Source organism: Candidatus Mycobacterium wuenschmannii, from assembly GCF_030252325.1.
Classification (GTDB): Bacteria; Actinomycetota; Actinomycetes; order Mycobacteriales; family Mycobacteriaceae; genus Mycobacterium; species Mycobacterium wuenschmannii.
The window spans coordinates 171,160-184,610 of record NZ_CP126981.1 but is presented as its reverse complement, the minus strand read 5'-3'; the positions used below and the strand labels follow the sequence as shown (position 1 = coordinate 184,610).

The 13,451-nt window shown below is 63.4% G+C and carries 15 protein-coding genes; 4 read left to right on the top strand and 11 right to left on the bottom strand.

Annotation, left to right across the window (positions count from 1 at the left end; genetic code table 11):
* Window positions 1–57 precede the first annotated feature (57 nt).
* Window positions 58–885: an aspartyl/asparaginyl beta-hydroxylase domain-containing protein gene (locus tag PT015_RS00965; protein WP_285188170.1), complete on the bottom strand. Its 828-nt coding sequence runs from the start codon at window positions 883–885 to the stop codon at window positions 58–60.
* Between the two features lie 69 nt (window positions 886–954).
* Window positions 955–1,917 carry a class 1b ribonucleoside-diphosphate reductase subunit beta gene (gene nrdF, locus PT015_RS00960; protein WP_390887976.1) on the bottom strand — a complete coding sequence of 321 codons (963 nt, stop codon included), beginning with the start codon at window positions 1,915–1,917 and terminating at the stop codon, window positions 955–957.
* Between the two features lie 199 nt (window positions 1,918–2,116).
* Between nrdF and PT015_RS00955 the strand changes: the two genes are divergently transcribed.
* Together PT015_RS00955 and PT015_RS00950 are read left to right on the top strand one after the other, a co-directional pair.
* On the top strand, window positions 2,117–2,554 hold the full coding sequence (locus PT015_RS00955) for an SRPBCC family protein (protein WP_285188167.1): 438 nt from the start codon (window positions 2,117–2,119) through the stop codon (window positions 2,552–2,554).
* Complete coding sequence (locus PT015_RS00950; protein WP_285188166.1) at window positions 2,538–3,065, top strand: TetR/AcrR family transcriptional regulator; 528 nt, start codon at window positions 2,538–2,540, stop codon at window positions 3,063–3,065. Before PT015_RS00955 ends, PT015_RS00950 begins: the two co-directional genes overlap by 17 nt.
* On the opposite strand, the gene PT015_RS00945 is transcribed toward PT015_RS00950, so the two are convergent.
* The 8 genes from PT015_RS00945 to PT015_RS00910 all read right to left on the bottom strand — a co-directional run bounded on the left by PT015_RS00945 (window position 3,055) and on the right by PT015_RS00910 (window position 10,848).
* The gene (locus PT015_RS00945; RefSeq protein ID WP_285188165.1) at window positions 3,055–4,593 is read right to left on the bottom strand and encodes a flavin-containing monooxygenase; all 1,539 of its coding nucleotides are present in this window, start codon (window positions 4,591–4,593) and stop codon (window positions 3,055–3,057) included. The two genes, PT015_RS00950 and PT015_RS00945, sit on opposite strands and share 11 nt — an antisense overlap.
* Window positions 4,594–4,675: 82 nt before the next feature.
* Window positions 4,676–5,437: a TetR/AcrR family transcriptional regulator gene (locus tag PT015_RS00940; RefSeq protein ID WP_390887910.1), complete on the bottom strand. Its 762-nt coding sequence runs from the start codon at window positions 5,435–5,437 to the stop codon at window positions 4,676–4,678.
* A 43-nt stretch (window positions 5,438–5,480) separates the two neighbouring features.
* Complete coding sequence (locus PT015_RS00935) at window positions 5,481–6,158, bottom strand: hypothetical protein (protein ID WP_285188162.1); 678 nt, start codon at window positions 6,156–6,158, stop codon at window positions 5,481–5,483.
* Between the two features lie 31 nt (window positions 6,159–6,189).
* A complete protein-coding gene (locus PT015_RS00930; RefSeq protein ID WP_285188161.1) occupies window positions 6,190–6,879 on the bottom strand; it encodes a hypothetical protein in 690 nt (229 codons plus the stop codon).
* Between the two features lie 129 nt (window positions 6,880–7,008).
* Window positions 7,009–9,126, bottom strand: coding sequence for a class 1b ribonucleoside-diphosphate reductase subunit alpha (gene nrdE, locus PT015_RS00925; protein ID WP_285190856.1), 2,118 nt, complete (start codon window positions 9,124–9,126; stop codon window positions 7,009–7,011).
* A gap of 17 nt (window positions 9,127–9,143) precedes the next feature.
* The gene (gene nrdI, locus PT015_RS00920; protein WP_390887975.1) at window positions 9,144–9,596 is read right to left on the bottom strand and encodes a class Ib ribonucleoside-diphosphate reductase assembly flavoprotein NrdI; all 453 of its coding nucleotides are present in this window, start codon (window positions 9,594–9,596) and stop codon (window positions 9,144–9,146) included.
* Window positions 9,597–9,630: 34 nt separating this feature from the next.
* Window positions 9,631–9,870, bottom strand: coding sequence for a redoxin NrdH (locus PT015_RS00915; protein WP_285188157.1), 240 nt, complete (start codon window positions 9,868–9,870; stop codon window positions 9,631–9,633).
* A gap of 420 nt (window positions 9,871–10,290) precedes the next feature.
* Complete coding sequence (locus PT015_RS00910; RefSeq protein ID WP_285190855.1) at window positions 10,291–10,848, bottom strand: NAD(P)H-dependent oxidoreductase; 558 nt, start codon at window positions 10,846–10,848, stop codon at window positions 10,291–10,293.
* A 92-nt stretch (window positions 10,849–10,940) separates the two neighbouring features.
* Between PT015_RS00910 and PT015_RS00905 the strand changes: the two genes are divergently transcribed.
* On the top strand, window positions 10,941–11,543 hold the full coding sequence (locus PT015_RS00905; protein ID WP_285188155.1) for a TetR/AcrR family transcriptional regulator: 603 nt from the start codon (window positions 10,941–10,943) through the stop codon (window positions 11,541–11,543).
* Entirely contained in the window at window positions 11,531–12,574 is a 1,044-nt protein-coding gene (locus tag PT015_RS00900) for a DNA polymerase IV (protein WP_285190854.1), read from the top strand. Before PT015_RS00905 ends, PT015_RS00900 begins: the two co-directional genes overlap by 13 nt.
* On the opposite strand, the gene PT015_RS00895 is transcribed toward PT015_RS00900, so the two are convergent.
* Window positions 12,571–13,434, bottom strand: a complete 864-nt coding sequence (locus PT015_RS00895) for an SDR family oxidoreductase (protein ID WP_285188154.1) — start codon at window positions 13,432–13,434, stop codon at window positions 12,571–12,573. The genes PT015_RS00900 and PT015_RS00895 overlap by 4 nt on opposite strands.
* Between the last annotated feature and the right edge of the window lie 17 nt (window positions 13,435–13,451).

Genomic DNA, 13,451 nt, shown 5'->3' with positions numbered 1-13,451 from the left:
TCGCGGCCGCCGGCGGTCGACGATTACGACTATTCACACATCGTTCACGCGGCCGCGCTAGCCACCGGTCGTGTACCGCATGAACTCCTGCAGGAACGCGAGTTCCTCCGGTCGGAGCTCCGTGTGCGGCACGTCCATGACGAACACCACCCGTCGGCGGTCGGACTGCTGAAAGACCTCGTGCTCGTAGGAGTCGTCGATCTTAAGGCACTTGTCTTGCTTCCAGGTGATCCGCTGATCGTGGATGCGGAATTCGATATCGCGTTCTGGCACTTCGATTCCCAGGTGATATCGCATCCGCAGGTTCAACTCCGAGGTGTGCGGTCGCACATGGGTGTCCGGGTTCATGATCGAGAAGAACGCCATACAGCCCATGCTGCCGACGCCCGGGTAGCCGGCGAGAAATTCCGCGATCCGCGGACACTTGCTCGCGTTCTCGGCCTGCAGGTTGCCGAAGCCGTCGTAGAACGGGAAGACGGTCCAGTTGTGGCCGTCCGTCAGACCGGCGATGTGATCCCGCGCGTCGACTTGGTAGTGCTCCGGGTCGATGCCGGCAAATTCCTCGCGGAACATGTCGACGTTGCGCTCGAGGAGTTCGCAGACCTCATCCGAGGGCCACACGGGGTGGCTGGTCAAGTGCGAGCAGTACAACGCGGGAATCTCGTTGTCCCAGCGGTCGCCGCTCGGAATCTGTTCGGCGCCAACGGCGTTGCCCCCCACGGCGCCCGGCGTCATGCGGGCGCGAATGCGCTGACGGTCGAGCCATAGGTTGTCGATCAGGTTCTGCACCCGGCCATCGTCCTGATGCCGCGACAGCAGGCCCAAGACGTTCGTGACGCGCATCAGTTGGGCGAACGGCGACTGCGCTATCTGCGGATCCGGCACCCAGCCATTGAACTGTCCGTCAACGCCGCTCCGGCAAAGTTCAGGTTGCCGGAACTTGAACTGTGACGACTAGAACTCCCAGTCCTCGTCCTCGGTGACGACGGCCTTGCCGATCACGTACGACGAACCCGAGCCCGAGAAGAAGTCGTGGTTCTCGTCGGCGTTCGGCGACAGCGCCGACAGGATCGCCGGGTTCACGTCGGTCTCCTCGCGCGGGAACAACGCCTCGTAGCCGAGATTCATCAACGCCTTGTTGGCGTTGTAGCGCAGGAATTTCTTGACATCCTCGGTCAGGCCGACCTCATCGTAGAGATCCTGCGTGTACTCCGTCTCGTTCTCGTAGAGCTCGTAGAGCAGGTCGTAGGTGTACTCCTTGAGCTCGGCCTGGGTGGCCGCGTCCTCGAGCGCCAGACCCTTCTGGAACTTGTAGCCGATGTAGTAGCCGTGCACGGCCTCGTCACGGATGATCAGCCGGATCAGGTCGGCGGTGTTGGTCAGCTTGGCCCGACTCGACCAGTACATCGGCAGGTAGAACCCGGAGTAGAACAGGAAGCTTTCCAGCAGCGTGGAGGCGACCTTGCGCTTGAGCGGCTCGTCGCCCTTGTAGTAGCGCATCACGATCTCGGCCTTGCGCTGCAGGTTGGGGTTCTCCTCCGACCAGCGGAACGCCTCGTCGATCTCGGTGGTCGAGCACAGCGTCGAGAAGATCGAGCTGTAGCTCTTGGCGTGCACCGACTCCATGAACGCGATGTTGGTGTACACCGCCTCCTCGTGCGGGGTCAGCGCGTCCGGGATCAGGCTGACCGCGCCTACCGTGCCCTGGATGGTGTCCAGCAGCGTCAGGCCGGTGAAGACTCGCATGGTCAGTTGCTTCTCGCTGGCCGTCAACGTGCCCCAGGACGGGATGTCATTGGACACCGGCACCTTCTCGGGCAGCCAGAAGTTGCCGACGAGGCGCTCCCAGACCTCGGCATCCTTCTCGTCTTGCAGACGGTTCCAGTTGATCGCGGAAACGCGGTCGATCAGCTTCATTCCTTCAGACACCAGAACCCCACTTCACCAGGACGAATAGGCGACGTTACTTAGGTCACAGACACTACCCCTGGGGTGCGACAAGGCGCGGCAACACAACAAGTTGTGTTTTCGCGTGTCGCGCCCGGGCGATGCCTTCGGAAGAGATACCCCGAAAACGCCGCGGCCTCACCCATCACTTTCATGTACCATTTGGTACATGATCACCGAGGACAGCATTGAGATCGGCGCCCCGGCGCCGTTGGTGTGGGAAATTTTCAGCAACGTCGAGCACTGGCCCGACTGGACCGAGTCGGTCACCTCGCTCGTCGGTCACGATGGCCCTGATCTGGCTGTCGGAAAACAGTTTTCGATCAAGCAGCCCGGTATGACGAAGCTGGTGTGGAAAGTCACCGAGATCGACTCCGGCTCGTCCTGGACCTGGGTGCAACGCTCCCCCGGTGTCAATGTGAGTGCCCGCCACTGGGTTATCCCCCAGCCCGACGGCAGCACGGTGGTGCGTCAGCGGCTCGAGCAGAGCGGCATCGTGGGCGCCCTGGTCGGTCGCATGATGGCCAAGAAGACCAAACGCTTTCTCGCACAAGAGGCCCGGGGTCTCAAAGCCCGGTCCGAGCAGGTGCATGGCTCGCGCGCCTGACACCGGCCGGCGCCGCGAGCTGCTGGACGCCCTCGTCGAGGTATTCGCCGCCGGCGGTGTCGGCGACCGTTCGCTGCGTGACGTGGCCGCTGCGGTTGGCACCAGCCACCGAATGTTGTTGCACCACTTCGGCTCTCGAGATGAAATATTGGTGGCGATCGTCGAGGAGGTGGAGCGCCGGCAGAAAGCCGTCCTGCCCGATCTGCCGACCGACCCGGCCGACCACTTCGCCGCCATGTGGGCCGACGTCAGCCGGCCGGAACTGCGTCGATTCGAGCGGCTCTTTTTCGAGTGCTACGCGCGAGCGGCTAACGGAGAGCAACCCTTTGACCGCATGGTGCCCGGCACGATCAACGACTGGCTGGCCCTCACCGACGGCCTGGCCGAGCCGGCCGCGGCACGCCTGGGACTGGCCGTGATTCGCGGTCTCCTGCTCGACCTGATCGCCACCAACGACGAGGCCGGCGTCAACGCGGCCGCGCAGGCATTCGCGCAACTGCTCAGGCGCTAGCCCGCGCTCCGCTGCGCACACCGAAGAACTTGTACTCCGCGAGTTTCAGCGACCGGGTGTCGCGCCAGTACTGCCACGTCATGCCGCTCCACAACGTCCGGTTGACGCCGTGCTCGTCCAAGTACCAACTGCTGCAGCCGCCGGTGTTCCACACCGAGCCGGCGAGCTTGTCCTGGAGTTCGCCATTGGAGCGGTCCTGCGCAGAACGGCTGGGCGCCAACGCTTGTGCACCCGCGTTGTCCACCTCGGCGATCGCCTGGGCGACGTAGTGGATCTGCGACTCGATCATGAACACCACGGACGTGTGGCCCAGCCCGGTGTTGGGCCCGAGCAGAAAGAACAGGTTCGGCATGTCGGCCACCGCGATGCCGCGGTGCGCGACCACGCCTTCCCGGTTCCAGCGGTCCACCAGGTCCTCGCCGCGCGGGCCTTTCACGTCAACGTAGGTGTAGGAGTCCGTCGTGTGGAAACCGGTCGCGTACACGATGACGTCAACGGGATGCTCGACGCCGTCGTCGGTGACGATGCCGTTCGCACTGATGTGGTCGATCCGGTCGGTGATCAGGGTCGACTTCGGGTTCGCGACGGCCTGGTAGTAGCTGCCGGAGTACAGGATTCGTTTACAGCCCGCGCGATAGGTCGGCGTGAGCCTGCGGCGCAGATCCTTGTCCTTGACGTAGCGGCGGATGTTCCATCGCCCGACCAACTCGACGGCACGCAGCAGTGCCGGCCGCTGGGTCATCGCGAATCCGAGACCCTCCAGACCCCAGTAGATTCCGGACCGCACGGCCAGTCGCAGACCCGGCACCACCGCAAACGCCTTGCGAATCGCATTGGGCAGCAGGCTGTTGGGCCGCGGCACCACCCACGGCGGGGTGCGCTGGTACAGCTGCACCTCGGCGACGCCAGCGCCCTTGCGCACCAGCTCAGGCAGGATCTGGATGGCGCTGGCCCCGGTGCCGATGATCGCGACTCGTTTACCGGTCAGGTCGACGCTGTGATCCCACTGCGCGGAATGGAATGCGGGCCCGTGGAACTCGTCGACGCCGGCGATGTCCGGCATGCTCGGGATGTGCAGGGCGCCGGCGCCTGAGATGAGAAACTGCGCGACGTACTCGTCACCCGATTCAGTGAAGACGTGCCAGCGGTATTCGCTGTCATCCCAGTGCGCGCGGGTGACCTTTTCGCCGAAGCGGATGTAGCGGCGCAGACCGTACTTGTCGGTGACGCCCCGGAGGTAGTCGAGGATCTCCGGTTGCGGCGAAAACAGCTTGCTCCAGGTCGCTTTCGGCTCGAAGGAGAACGAGTACAGGTGCGACGGCACGTCGCACGCGCAGCCGGGGTAACTGTTGTCACGCCACGTTCCGCCGATGTCGTCGGCCTTCTCGACGATGACGAAGTCCACGCCCTGGCGCTGCAGTGCGATGGCCATGCCGAGCCCGGCGAATCCCGTGCCGATGATGACCGCACGGGTGTGGATCGGTGACGCTGATGCGTCGGGCTCAGTAGACGACTCGGCGATGGTCATGGTTATGGAGGGTATCAACGCCGCGAACACGAAGTCAGGGTCGTGATTTCCCAGGAATCACGACCCTGGGTTCAGTTTCGCGTTAGCTGGCAGCGGAATCGCTGGGCATCACGTCGTGCAGCGGCCGGTCCGGGTCCAGGGTGATGCCGAGCATCTCGGCAGTGCCGCTGATCACGCCCAACGTGATCGAGGCCAGGTGCTCGACGAACTGCGGGTGCGGCATCCGACGCGGGCTGTCGACGTCGGCTCCCAGCCACCAGTCGGTGGCCGCCGCCGCGCAGCCGTATGCGGCGTACGCCGCGAGTTCGAAGGCGCCTGGATCGAGCTTCATTTCGCGCAACTCGTTGTTGAACATCTCCGCCATCGCCAGAGTGATCGCGCGGCCTTCACTGAGTGTCCGGGTCGCCGACTCGGCCTGCTCGGGAAAGCGGCCCTGAATGAAAAAGCGCATGACGTTGGGGTGCTCGTCAACCATGCTGACGTGCTCTTCGGCGGTCCGACGGATGATCTCGCGCACCGAGTCGTTGGCTAGGTCGATCGACGGAAAGACCTTCGCCCACAACATGTCCCGAAGCCGTTCCCCGATCGCCTGGAACAGGTCTGACTTGTCGGTGAAATGCCGGTAGATCTTGGGCTTCGCGGTGCCGGCCTCTTCGGCGATCTCGCGAACGCTCAGGTCCGGGCCGAGCCGGTCGATGGCCCGAAACGCCGCCTCGACGATCTCCGCACGCACCTTCTTGCGGTGCTCTTTCCAGCGCTCGCTGCGCGCGTCGACCTTCACCGCGGGCTTGGGCCCGGGGTGCGGCAGCGGAGGCCGGGGAATTCTGACCACGTCAAGCACCATACCCCGAGGCACTGTCTGACCTGGGCAGACTGATTGCGCGCCGTCAGAACAGGTTGGAGAGATCGAATAACGATGCGCCGCCGTCGATCGCCGCGCCGGTGGAAGCCGTGGCCGGGATGTCGAATATGGGGAACACGAAGCCTTGGACGATCAGTTCGTCCATCGTTCCCGCCGGCCCGATTGAGATGTAGTTTTCCACCCCGTTCCCGACGATGCCGAACCCGAACAAATCTTGCGTGGTGCCTGTCGGGTCGAGTTCGTAGTAGTTCTGCACGAGGGGCAGATACGTGACCTCCGGGGTGAACGGGCCGATGGTTGGAAGGAACAACGCCGAATGGTCAAACAGTGTCCCGTCCGCTGGGGCGGCGCCGGCACTATCGATTACCTGAGACCAATCATTCAGCACAAACAGAGCGACGGCGTCGTTCTCTTTGGCGTCGTATGAGCCAAGCAATTGTTGCGTGTACTCGTCGAGTATCGAATACGGCACCGTCTGCTGCGTGGTCGCGAGCAGGAGCGGAATACCCGAAACGTCGGAGTCTGTCGGGGTGCCGGCGCTTCCCGGGAGATCCACATACGGGATGACCCCGAATGGCCATATCGGACCTGTGTCGTCGGCGCGCGCCACAGGACCGCCGAGGAGCGCAGCACCGATTAGAGCACCCGCTGCGGCGCTGACGACCATTGCCAAACCCTTTGCGCTGCAATTATTCATCTTCACTTCAATGCTCCTTCGACGTTCCGTCAGGTGCTCAGATCGTGGTAGTGAGCTCAGACCAGAGCGTGGCGAAATCGGCGGCGGCGGCGGCCGCCGACGGGTCGGCCGGTAGGTCGATGAGGGGTATGACCGTCGTCCCGTCCGGAGACACGAGGTCGTCGAATATCCCTGCCGGCCCGTTGTAGAACTCGTTGCTGTACTCCAGGCTGGAAGGAATCTCAACGAAGGTCGGCGTGAAAACATCGACAGTGCCATCCGGCGTGGTCAAGCTGGTGTTCTCATACAACTCGAATGAGAAGCCCCAGGATGGCAAGAAGGCGTACGACGTTTCCCACTCGGTGCCCACCGGTGGAGCTATCCCGTCGCTGGCGGTGACTACTTGGGAATCCTGCTCGTAGAACTGCTCAGGATCAAAGTAGATGTCTGAGACAGAGTGAGTTTCGTAGCTTCCGCCGGCGAGGGTGTACGTGTCGTTGTACGTAATTTCATGGCCTGACGGGATGTTGACTTCTTCTTGAGGCGTTTGCGTTGCCCCCTCTGCTAGCGGTGGCGCGAGAGGAGTGCCCAGGTTGAAGGAAATGTCGTGCGGATTGATGGGCAGCAACGGCAGCGTCGCTAAGTCGTCGGCATAAGCCGCTGGGCTGCCGAGCAACGCCACACCCCACACCGCACCTGCCGCCAGAGAACCGATGACACCGATACGGCCCGCACCCAATACGCTCATATCGCGAAGCTTACAAGAAGATAAGAGCTCTATAGGAAGAAAATGTGTCCGGATTCCCGGACATCGATCACCGAGGCGAAAAGCCGGTCAGCGCAAGCGGATTGCTGACCGGCTCTCCAAAGCTTCACCTCACAGCATGCAGGAGACGCAGCCCTCGACCTCGGTACCTTCCAGCGCCATCTGCCGCAGCCGGATGTAATACAGCGTCTTGATGCCCTTACGCCACGCGTAGATCTGCGCCTTGTTCACGTCGCGGGTAGTCGCGGTGTCCTTGAAGAACAGTGTCAGCGACAGCCCCTGGTCCACATGCTGAGTGGCCGCGGCGTAGGTGTCGATGATCTTCTCGTAGCCGATTTCGTAGGCGTCCTGGTAGTACTCCAAGTTGTCGTTGGTCAGGTAGGGCGCCGGGTAGTACGCCCGCCCGATCTTGCCTTCCTTGCGGATCTCGATCTTGGACGCAACCGGGTGGATCGACGACGTCGAGTGGTTGATGTAGGAGATCGACCCAGTCGGCGGCACCGCCTGCAGGTTCTGGTTGTAGATACCGTGCTGCTGCACCGACTCCTTGAGTCGCTTCCAGTCGTCCTGGTTCGGGATCCGGATGCCGGCATCGGCGAACAGCTGAGTCACCTTGTCGGTCTTGGGTTCCCAGAGCTGCTCGGTGTACTTGTCGAAGAACTCCCCCGACGCGTACTTCGAGTTCTCGAAGCCCTTGAAGTGCGAACCGCGTTCGATCGCAATGCGATTCGAGGCACGCAGCGCGTGGTAGAGCACCGTGTAGAAGTAGATGTTGGTGAAGTCGATGCCCTCTTCTGACCCGTAGAAGACCCGCTCGCGGGCCAGGTAGCCGTGCAGGTTCATCTGGCCGAGGCCGATCGCGTGCGAGTCGTTGTTGCCCTGCTCGATCGAGGGCACCGACCAGATGTGGGTCTGGTCGCTCACCGCGGTCAGCGCGCGGATCGCCACCTCGATGCTCTGGGCGAAGTCCGGCGAGTCCATCGTCTTGGCGATGTTCAGCGAGCCCAGGTTGCACGAAATGTCTTTGCCCACACGCGAGTACGACAGGTCGTCGTTGAACAGCGACGGCGTGGAGACCTGCAGGATCTCCGAGCACAGGTTCGAGTGGGTGATCTTGCCCTCGATCGGGTTGGCCCGGTTCACCGTGTCCTCGAACATGATGTACGGGTAGCCCGACTCGAACTGCAACTCGGCCAGCGTCTGGAAGAACTCGCGCGCCTTGATCTTGGTCTTGCGAATCCGGGCGTCGTCGACCATCTCGTAGTACTTCTCGGTGATCGAGATGTCGGCGAACGGAACCCCGTAGACCTTCTCGACGTCGTACGGCGAGAACAGGTACATGTCCTCGTTGTTCTTGGCCAGCTCGAAGGTGATGTCCGGGATCACCACGCCCAGGCTCAGCGTCTTGATCCGGATCTTCTCGTCGGCGTTCTCCCGCTTGGTGTCCAGGAAGCGGTAGATGTCGGGGTGGTGCGCCTGCAGGTACACCGCGCCGGCGCCCTGGCGCGCGCCCAACTGGTTGGCGTAGGAGAACGAGTCCTCGAGCAGCTTCATGATCGGAATGACGCCCGAGGACTGGTTTTCGATGTTCTTGATCGGGGCGCCGTGCTCGCGAATGTTGCTCAGCAGCAACGCGACTCCCCCGCCGCGCTTGGACAGCTGCAGCGCGGAGTTGATGGAACGCCCGATCGACTCCATGTTGTCCTCGATGCGCAGCAGGAAGCAGCTCACCGGCTCACCGCGCTGGGCCTTCCCGGAGTTGAGGAATGTCGGTGTCGCCGGCTGGAAACGGCCGTCGATGATCTCGTCGACCAGCTTCTCGGCGAGCCCGGTGTCACCGGACGCCAGGGTCAGCGCCACCATCACGACGCGGTCTTCGAAGCGCTCGAGGTAGCGCTTACCGTCGAACGTCTTCAGGGTGTACGAGGTGTAGTACTTGAACGCGCCCAGAAACGTCGGGAACCGAAACTTCTTGTCGTAGGCGCGATCCAGCAGCGTCTTGACGAAGTTGCGGCTGTACTGGTCGAGCACCTCGCGCTCGTAGTAGTTCTCCTTGATCAGGTAGTCGAGCTTCTCGTCCTGATTATGGAAGAACACCGTGTTCTGGTTGACGTGCTGCAGGAAGTACTGGTGCGCAGCCTCGCGGTCCTTCTCGAACTGAATCTTGCCGTCTGCGTCGTACAGATTCAGCATCGCGTTCAGCGCGTGGTAGTCCGTTTCATCGGGCAACGCATGGGTGCCGGTGATTACAGGCTCTGCAGCGACGGTTGTTGGCACGTCTGTTCCTTCCAAAAGTCAGCGAGGCCGGCGCGGACCGCGTCCACGTCGTCCGGGGTACCCATGAGTTCAAAGCGATAGAGATAGGGGACGCCACACTTGCGGGCGATCACGTCCCCCGCGTAGGCGAATTCGGCACCGAAGTTGTTGTTGCCCGCGGCGATGACGCCGCGGATCAACGATCGGTTGGTTTCGTTGTTCAGAAAGGCGATGACCTGTTTGGGAACGTAGCCACCGTCGTTGATGTTGGGAGTCGCACGGCCGCCCCCGTAGGTCGGCAACACCAGCACGTACGGCTGGTCGACCTCGATGCGTTCGTGCAGCGGTATCCGCGTCGCCGGGATACCGAGCTTCTGCACGAATCGATGCGTGTTCTCCGAGACGCTGGAGAAGTACACGAGGCTGGCGGACGGCACGGCGATCCCCTCCCTGAAGTCTTGCTGCGCCGTCGGTCGGTCAGGCGCTCAGAACGGTTGCGCTCAGTGCTTTGATCCGGTCCGGGCGGAAGCCGGACCAGTGGTCGTTGCCGGCCACCACGACGGGGGCCTGCAGGTAGCCGAGGGCCATCACGTAGTCGCGGGCCTCCGAGTCCAGGGTGATGTCGACCTTCTCGTAGGCGATGCCCTGCTTGTCCAGCGCCTTGTAGGTGGCGTTGCACTGCACGCAGGCCGGCTTGGTGTAAACGGTGATGCTCATCGGCGGTACGACCCCTCTGTCAACGGTGAGATAAGGCAAGACTGGCAACTACTCGGGTACTGCTATTCAGCGAACCGCCGCGCCGGAGAATTCCCGTCTTGCCGGGCCGCTTCAGCCGGCTCGATCCGCCGGCTGATGCGCCCCGACCGACTAGGTAGATCTTGGGTCTGTCGGTGTCGGGAACACTACACCTAGTGGTCGACAATAAGTCGAGATACAACATGTTCTGAAAAACATTCATGAAATTCCCTGGTCGTAAGGCATCGCGGCAACATGCCTTCGGCGTGTCGCAGGTCACAAAACGGCGTCGCGCCGGTATACGAACAGAACTACCACTCGGCACCGACATCCACCCCCTGCCGGCCGCGCACAGCAAAGCGCCCCAGCGGTGTCGGAGACCGCTGGGGCGCGCGCAGAAAATTAGCTGACTTCGGCCGCGAGCTTGCCCACAGCGTCGCGCACGTTTGCGGACACCTCCGCGTGCTCGCGCGGGTGCTGACCGTTCAGCGTCTTGAACGGAACCGACACCGTGATGTCCTCGAGCACCCGGGCGCCAGCGATGCCGAACCCCTTGCGGGTGTCGTCGTGCGCCCACACCCCGCCGTACTGGCCAAACGATCCGCCGATCACGGCCAGCGGCTTGCCCTTGAGCGCGCCGTCACCGAACGGTCGCGACAACCAGTCGATCGCGTTCTTCAGGACGGCCGGATAGCTTCCGTTGTATTCAGGGGTCACGACGAGGGCGGCGTCGGCGTCGGCCGCCGCGGCGCGCAGCGCATTGACTGAAGCCAGCGCCGGAGCCTCGGGGTTCATCACGTCGTCGATCTCTTCGTTGTAGAACGGCACGTCATTGAGCCCCTCGAAGATCATGAAGGTGACGCCCTTGGGCGCGACTTCGGCGGCCAGCTCGGCGATCTGACGGTTGACCGACGCAGCACGCAGGCTTCCTACCAGCGCCAAAACCTTGATATCCGACATGATCTTCGGTTCCCTCCAGTGGTTGGTCTTCATCCTTGCACGGTGTAACCGGACTCTAGTCCGCTTTGTTCCAATGACGCTACAGTAATTTCGTGGACACCATCGGCCCGGTTCGCGACCTGCCGGTTTCAGCGCCGCAAGAACGTGGCGACGCCGCGCGCAACCGCGCCCTGCTTCTCGACGCGGCGCGTCGGCTGATCGCCGAGCGCGGCGCGGACGCGGTCACGATGGACGACATCGCGACGGCGGCCGGCGTCGGCAAAGGCACGGTGTTTCGGCGCTTCGGTAGCCGCGCCGGGTTGATGATGGTCCTGCTCGACGAGGACGAGCAAAGCATGCAGCAGGCGTTCATGTTCGGCCCACCGCCGTTGGGGCCCGACGCATCGCCGGTCGACCGGTTGGTGGCGTTCGGGCGCGAGCGGCTGTGCTTCGTCAACACCCACCGCGAACTGCTGTCGGCCGCGAGCCGCGATCCGCAGTCCCGCTACGGCGCCGCGGCGGCGGTGCAGCACACCCATGTGCGGATGCTGCTGGCCTCCGCGGGCACGACCGGCGACCTGGACATCCAGACCGATGCCCTGCTGGCGCTGCTGGAAGCCGACTATCTCAATTACCAGCTCATCGCGCGCGATCAGTCGCTGCAGGCGCTCGGCGATGCGTGGGAAAGCTTGGCGCGCAAGCTCTGTGGACGATGAAGCCGCGATGGATACTGCACGTCGATCTCGACCAGTTCCTCGCATCGGTCGAGTTGGGTCGTCACCCCGAGCTGGTCGGCCTGCCCGTCATCGTCGGCGGTAGCGGCGACCCGACCGAGGCGCGCAAGGTGGTCACCTGCGCTTCCTACGAGGCCCGCGAATTCGGTGTGCACGCGGGCATGCCACTGCGCGCCGCGGCGCGGCGCTGTCCGGACGCCACTTTTCTGCCGTCGGATCCTGACGCGTACGACGCCGCCTCCGAACAGGTGATGGCGCTGCTGCGCGATCTGGGCCATCCGGTCGAGGTATGGGGTTGGGACGAGGCGTATCTCGGTGCCGATGTCGACGCGCCGACCGAACTCGCCGAGCAGATCCGCGCGGTGATCTCCGAGGCGACCGGATTGTCGTGCTCGGTGGGCATCAGCGACAACAAGCAGCGGGCAAAGGTCGCGACAGGATTCGCGAAACCGGCCGGCATCTACACGCTCACCGAGTCGAACTGGATGACCGTGATGGGCGATCGGCCCGTCGACGCGTTATGGGGTATCGGCCCGAAGACGGCGAAAAAGCTTGTTGCTCTTGATATCACGACGGTATGGCAGTTGGCCCAAGCCGATGCCGAGTTGCTCACCTCAACCTTCGGGCCGCGGACCGGGCTGTGGTTGCTGTTGCTGGCCAACGGCGGCGGCGACGACACCGTCAGCTCGCAACCGTGGGTGGCGCGCTCGCGCAGCCACGTCGTCACCTTCCCGACAGACCTGACCGACCGGGCCGAGATGGACTCGGCAGTAACCGAATTGGCCGCCAGAACCCTGCGCGACGCCGTCTCCGAGAAACGCATTGCCATCCGCGTCGCGGTTACCGTGCGTAGCAACACGTTCTACACGCGCACCAAGATCCGCAAACTCGACGAGCCCACCACGGACCCAGACGTCATCGTCGCGGCCGCGCTGCGCGTCCTGGATCTCTTCGAACTCGACCGTCCCGTGCGACTGCTCGGGGTGCGACTCGAACTGCAGATGCCGACCTAGCGAGGCACCACCGGGGCCGGCTTGAGCGCCTTGGTGAACACGAGGTTCACCTGTCGCATCGCGACGCTATACGGCCACCACGCAACACGTTTGAACGCATAGAGCGCACGGATGTCGGCCGAGGTGTAGATCAGGAACCGATTCCTGGCGACGCCGGAGAGGATCTTGTCCGCGGCCTTCTCCGGCGACACCGCGTGCCCACTGAACCGGTCGACCCAGCGACTCACCTCCGGGTCATCCCGGTCGACGCCGGCGATCTCGACGGTGTTGACCAGCGGAGTGCGCACGGCGCCCGGCACCACGACCGACACCCCGATGCGGTAGCGGGCCAGGTCGAACCGCAGCACCTCGGAGAGCCCGCGCAGGCCGAACTTGCTGGCGCTGTAGGCGGCGTGCCACGGCAGGCCGATCAGACCCGCAGCCGAGGAGACGTTGACCAGATGGCCGCCGTTGCGCGCGGCAACCATTGGGGGAACGAAGTTTTCGATGACGTGGATCGGACCCATCAGGTTGATCGAGATCATCTTGTCCCACTGCTCATGCGATAGGCGGTCGACGGTCCCCCACGCCGAGACGCCGGCGATGTTCATCACGATGTCCATGCTCGGGTGGTTGGCGTGAATCGCCTCGGCAAAAGAGGCGACCTCGTCGTAATTGGAGATATCCAGCGCCCGATATTCAGGGACCTGAGCGCCCAGCGCGCGAACCTCGTTCACCGTCTCGGCGAGGCCGTCGGCGTTGCGATCGGTCAGATACAACTCGGCGCCCTGGCTCGCGAGCCGTAGGGCCGTGGCACGGCCGATGCCGCTGGCCGCGCCGGTGATCAGGCACCGCTTACCCGCGAACGTCTTCTTCGACATGGGCAGTGACGATACCG